We start from the raw sequence: 5,006 nt of genomic DNA, 5'->3' as shown, positions 1-5,006 counted from the left end.
CTTAGTTATTGAAAATATCAAACAAGCAAACGATGATGGTGCAGATTTATTAAGCCACGCAAAAGTTGTTGGTTTCGAATATGAAAATAACAAAATTGTGGCTGTTAAAGTTGAAGATTTACTTTCAGGAGAAACATTTACAGTTAAGTCTCATGTAGTAATTAATACAACTGGCCCTTGGTCAGATACAATTCGCCAATTAGACGGGTCTGATGAGAAACCAGCACAAATGCGTCCAACAAAAGGTGTGCATTTTGTCGTAGATAAATCTAAATTGACAGTATCACAACCAATTTACTTTGACACAGGCGAACAAGACGGCCGTATGGTCTTTGTTTTACCTCGTGAAAACAAAACCTACTTCGGTACAACAGATACTGACTACACAGGTGACTTTGAGCACCCAACAGTGACTCAAGAAGACGTTGATTACCTATTACGTGTTGTCAACCACCGCTTCCCGAATGCCAACTTATCGATCAATGATATTGAAGCTTCATGGGCAGGTTTACGACCTTTAATCGATTCAAATAACGCCTCTGACTACAATGGTGGTGACGCTGGTCGTTTATCAGAACGTACATTTGACGAATTAGTGACGTTATTCGATGACTACAGCCAAAATAAAGTTGAACGTAGCGCGGTTGAAGACAAATTACAAGATTTAGGTTCTAATACTTCTGAACGCGGCGATGGTAGCCCATCAAGCGTGTCACGTGGTTCAGACTTATCTGTTTCTGACTCAGGATTATTTACACTAGCTGGTGGTAAAATCACTGACTACCGTAAGATGGCTAAAGGGGCAATGGAAAAAGTAATCCCTGCTGTAACTGACCTTACTGGTAAAAACTATGATTTAGTACAGTCATCGACTTACCCAGTGTCTGGTGGTCAGTTTGATCCAAACAGCTACGAAACAGCTATGGAAAAATTTGCTAATGTTGGTGTTGCCCGCGGTTTAACTTACGGTCAATCATTAAAATTGGCTAAATTATACGGATCAAACATGAATCGTGTAGTAGCCTACTTACCAGTAGCTAAGGAATATGCAGCTAAATATGACTATCCAGTGGATATTGCAGTCAGCTTAATCTATGCATTAGAAGAAGAAGGAGTATACACACCATTAGACTTCTTCGCACGTCGTACAACATTAATGTTATTCCAACACGACAAGATGCTTGAAGTAAAAGATGCTGTAAGCCAAACAATCATCGACCACTTTGGTTTAGACCAAGCTACAGCTGATCAACAGAACAAAACTTTAGATGAAGAAATTGCCAAAGCAGAATTACAATACTTAAAATAAATCATTGTTCGGAGGTACGGCTTTCGTCGCACCTCCAATATTAGATGATAAATAAAATCATGGGAGGTTTTTATATGAATGGATTTATTGGTGAATTAATTGGAACTTTTTTACTGGTCTTATTAGGGTGTGGGGTTAATGCTGGTGTAAACTTAAGTAAGTCAAATGCCAAAGATAGTGGCTGGATTGTTATCACGATGGGTTGGGCTTTAGCCGTTACTATTGGTGTGTACGCTTCTGGTTTCCTATCAGATGCCCACTTAAACCCTGCAGTTACGATCGCTTTCGCAGTGAATGGTTCTTTTGCTTGGGCTGACGTAGTTCCTTATATTGCTGGTCAAATGATCGGTGCGATTCTAGGTGCTATAACAGTATGGCTAGCTTATCATGAGCAATTTGAAGCAACTAACGAAGAAGGTTCAATCTTAGGTACTTTCGCAACTGGTCCGCAAGTTGAAAGTCCTGTATGGAACCTAATGACTGAAATCATTGGTACCGCTGTTTTGGTTATTGGTGTTATGGCCTTGGGTGCAAACCAAATTTCAGACGGTTTAAACCCGATGATCGTTGGTATCATAGTAGGAGCGGTAGGTCTTTCATTAGGTGGCCCTACAGGATACGCTATCAACCCGGCTCGTGACTTAGGTCCTCGTATTGCCCATGCCATCTTACCAATCTCAGGTAAGGGCGGTTCAAACTGGGGATACGCTTGGGTTCCAATTGCTGGACCAATTATTGGTGCGGTCATAGCTGCTTTAGTATATAACTTGGTATTATAATAAAATTTCAAGTATAGAAAAAAACCAGAACATTTGTTCTGGTTTTTTTGTTTGGTTATTTTTACATTTTAATCAAGAGGGCGAATGTCTTTTTCCAGGTAGACGACGTCTAGCCATTGATCGAATTTGTAACCCATGTTCTTACAGACACCGAATTGTTCAAAGCCGTGTTTCTTGTGGAATTTTAACGATGATTCGTTGGTTCCTGTGACTTGTGACACGAGTTTGTAGATATCAGGGTAATTGTCGATGACTTCTTGTTCTAGCGCTTGATATAAGCGACTACCAATGCCTTTAGCCTTAACATGAGCATCTAGATAGATAGAGATCTCTTTAGAAGGTCGGTAGCCTTCATAGGCACCAGCGTCAGAGGTGTAAGCAAAACCGATGACTTGGCCATCATAATCAGCCACTAGAAATGGATTGTTTCCTATACGTTCAGTAATTTGTTCTTCCTTTAAGGAAACGTCAGTTAGGGCGATTCTAAAAGAAATGGTCGTATTTTGAATGTAATAATTATAGATAGCCGTTAACTGCGATGCATCAGCAAGTTCAGCAGGACGGATGATCACTTGGTCAGTTTCTATAGTATCTATAGTCGTTTCAGTATAAGATAAAGGGTCTGTCATAAAAAATTCTTCCTAACTTTTTTAGTTTAATACCATCATATCACTAGAGATTAAATGAGGCTAATACAAAATATTGTCGACGAATGATAGGTAGAGGACATCATAAATTAGACATAGAGATTTGGTATTTAAAATGCATATTGCTTTAAATAATATATGTTATGTAAACTAATAGATATAGACAGATATCTATAAAGATACTCATGACTATACAGACGGTTTCTAATGCATTTTAGCTCCGTTTATATGGATTAATGCTCATAGACTGTTTTAGATTTATCATAAGCTATCTTACAAAGTATGATTCTATTGTTTTGCTACTCACTTCAATTACTATACTTTATAGCGCTAACTTTCTACAATTAATTGATTCATCGACTTATTATTATAAATATCAGCAAATCCAGTCAGCTTCTTCATTTATTTCATACTATCAATCTATGATTTAGAACGTATGTTTGGTATAATTATTTATAGTATTTGAAGGAGTTTTATATATGGACAATTACTTTGATAAGGAATCTTTCTACGAACTATACGCCGACTATCTATCACAAAAGCAATCCAGCACTAAGGAAAGCTATTTGAAGAACATCAAACCATTCTTTATTTATCTGGAAAAACAAGCTATCATACATCCAACTTATCATGACATTGAACGCTATTTTGACGATTTAATCAATCATCCAAGTAAGACCTACATCTTAATCAATGATATAGATTATGATGTGGTCTCTGAGGAGCAACGTCGTGCACTAGACCAGTTTCGCTACAAAGATCGGACCATTAAGTCATACCGCAACATGCTCAACCAGTTCTTTAAATGGTTAGAACGGGAAAATCTATATGAAAATATCGTTGCTAAAGCCAATAATAATATCCCTGTACCACACGGACACGCTAAGGATGCACTAGATATTGAGGACGTTGAAAAGTTGCTAGATTACCTTAAATCAACAACTGATACACTAATTGGTAAACGTAATTATGCACTTATATTACTTGCTGTCACTACTGGGTTAAGGACCATCGAACTCAGTAGAGCCAATTTTGAAGACGTGCAACGCCGCGGTTTGAACACTGTAATCTATGTACAAGGTAAAGGTCGCCGTGAAAAAGATGAATTCGTCATAATTCCCCGTAAAACCAAGGAAGTTGTGCGAGATTATACACGCTTCCGTGAAGACCAAGGTATCATGATTAACACCGACTTAGCGCCTTTATTTGCTTCACACGGTAATCGTAATAAAAGTGGTCGTATGTCAGCTCGGTCAATTTCTAGAGTGATCGCGGGTGCTTATGAAGCTGTTGGGATTCATTCATCTAAAATTACGCCACATTCACTGAGGCATACCGCTGCAACCTTAAGTTTAATTAACGGCGGTAACTTACGGGAAACGCAAAAAATGCTACGACATTCTAGTGTTCGAACGACCGAAATCTATGCCCAAGATTTAAATGAAGACTTGAATACTTCTAGTCAGCTGATTGAAGATCTTATTGACCAATCAAGAATTCTCAAGGATTTAGAAGATAAAAGTAAAGATAACAATTTGCGCAATCCCTAATTAGTAATCACAAAAGCCCCCTCTCTTATTCATAGGATTGGGGGCACTTACTGAAGATATTGAATAAATGATGGGATGACTTTGTATAAATAGCTAGGGTATATGTTTGCTATTTATACTCCCTTCTATGTCCGCTAAGGGTAATTAGCAGACATAGAAAATAAATTCGTTTGCTATAATATTTGCTTATATTTTCGCTAATAAGTCGCCAAGATATTCAGCTAGTGCTAACATGCCAAATTTTTGTGCAACTTCTTCAGCGTCTGCATTGTAATTTGTATTGGTGTTGACGTCGTAAGCCCACTTCTGTCCATCTGCCGTTTCAATAAATTCTACTGCTGCTACCTGGATGTTTTCAGCTTTTAAGAAGTTTTCAATCTTATGAATTTCTTCTTTGTTTAATACCCCGTCAACGATTTGGAATTTATCTGGTAAAGATTGGACCTGCCCTTCAATTGTAATTTGGCAGTTATCTGCTGGGCACAATTCAAAACCCTCTGATGAATCGATGCTGACAACATAATGAAATTTACCACCAATAAATTCTGACCGGTACACCCTACCATTTACTGGCTTAACGTAGGCTTGAAGTAAGCTAATTCCATCAACTGAATCTTCAAAGAAATCACTATTAACATAGTCTTCTAGCTCGTCAATTCGGTCAAATAGGTTTACCCCAAGCCCTTTACCTGCCCGGTTGTGTTTAATAATAAATGGGAAT

General features: G+C 38.0%; 4 protein-coding genes and 1 pseudogene. 3 read left to right on the top strand and 2 right to left on the bottom strand.

Translation table 11 applies throughout. From position 1 onward, the window contains the following. Both ACRCJ0_RS09340 and ACRCJ0_RS09335 read left to right on the top strand, forming a co-directional pair. On the top strand, positions 1 to 1,309 hold a 1,309-nt coding region (locus tag ACRCJ0_RS09340), incomplete at its 5' end, for an FAD-dependent oxidoreductase (RefSeq protein ID WP_431390272.1). A gap of 74 nt (positions 1,310 to 1,383) precedes the next feature. Continuing rightward, entirely contained in the window at positions 1,384 to 2,088 is a 705-nt protein-coding gene (locus ACRCJ0_RS09335; protein ID WP_431390271.1) for an MIP/aquaporin family protein, read from the top strand. Positions 2,089 to 2,156: 68 nt separating this feature from the next. Here the strand turns inward: ACRCJ0_RS09335 and ACRCJ0_RS09330 are convergent, their stop codons facing one another. Next, the gene (locus ACRCJ0_RS09330) at positions 2,157 to 2,717 is read right to left on the bottom strand and encodes a GNAT family N-acetyltransferase (protein ID WP_419971257.1); all 561 of its coding nucleotides are present in this window, start codon (positions 2,715 to 2,717) and stop codon (positions 2,157 to 2,159) included. Between the two features lie 497 nt (positions 2,718 to 3,214). On the opposite strand from ACRCJ0_RS09330, the gene ACRCJ0_RS09325 reads away from it, so the two are divergent. Then, entirely contained in the window at positions 3,215 to 4,285 is a 1,071-nt protein-coding gene (locus tag ACRCJ0_RS09325) for a tyrosine-type recombinase/integrase (RefSeq protein ID WP_419971256.1), read from the top strand. A 186-nt stretch (positions 4,286 to 4,471) separates the two neighbouring features. Here the strand turns inward: ACRCJ0_RS09325 and ACRCJ0_RS09320 are convergent. Beyond that, positions 4,472 to 5,006 (bottom strand): annotated as a pseudogene (locus ACRCJ0_RS09320) (ATP-grasp domain-containing protein); the annotation flags it as partial.

It is taken from the genome of Aerococcus sp. L_32 (assembly GCF_050689315.1).
This window is presented reverse-complemented; position numbering and strand designations above follow the sequence as displayed.

Bases quoted from the DNA above. Each gene is read 5' to 3' on its own strand.
- ACRCJ0_RS09325 (WP_419971256.1), top strand. From the start codon at position 3,215: ATGGACAATTACTTTGATAAGGAATCTTTCTACGAACTATACGCCGAC.
- ACRCJ0_RS09335 (WP_431390271.1), top strand. From the start codon at position 1,384: ATGAATGGATTTATTGGTGAATTAATTGGAACTTTTTTACTGGTCTTA.
- ACRCJ0_RS09330 (WP_419971257.1), bottom strand. From the start codon at position 2,717: ATGACAGACCCTTTATCTTATACTGAAACGACTATAGATACTATAGAA.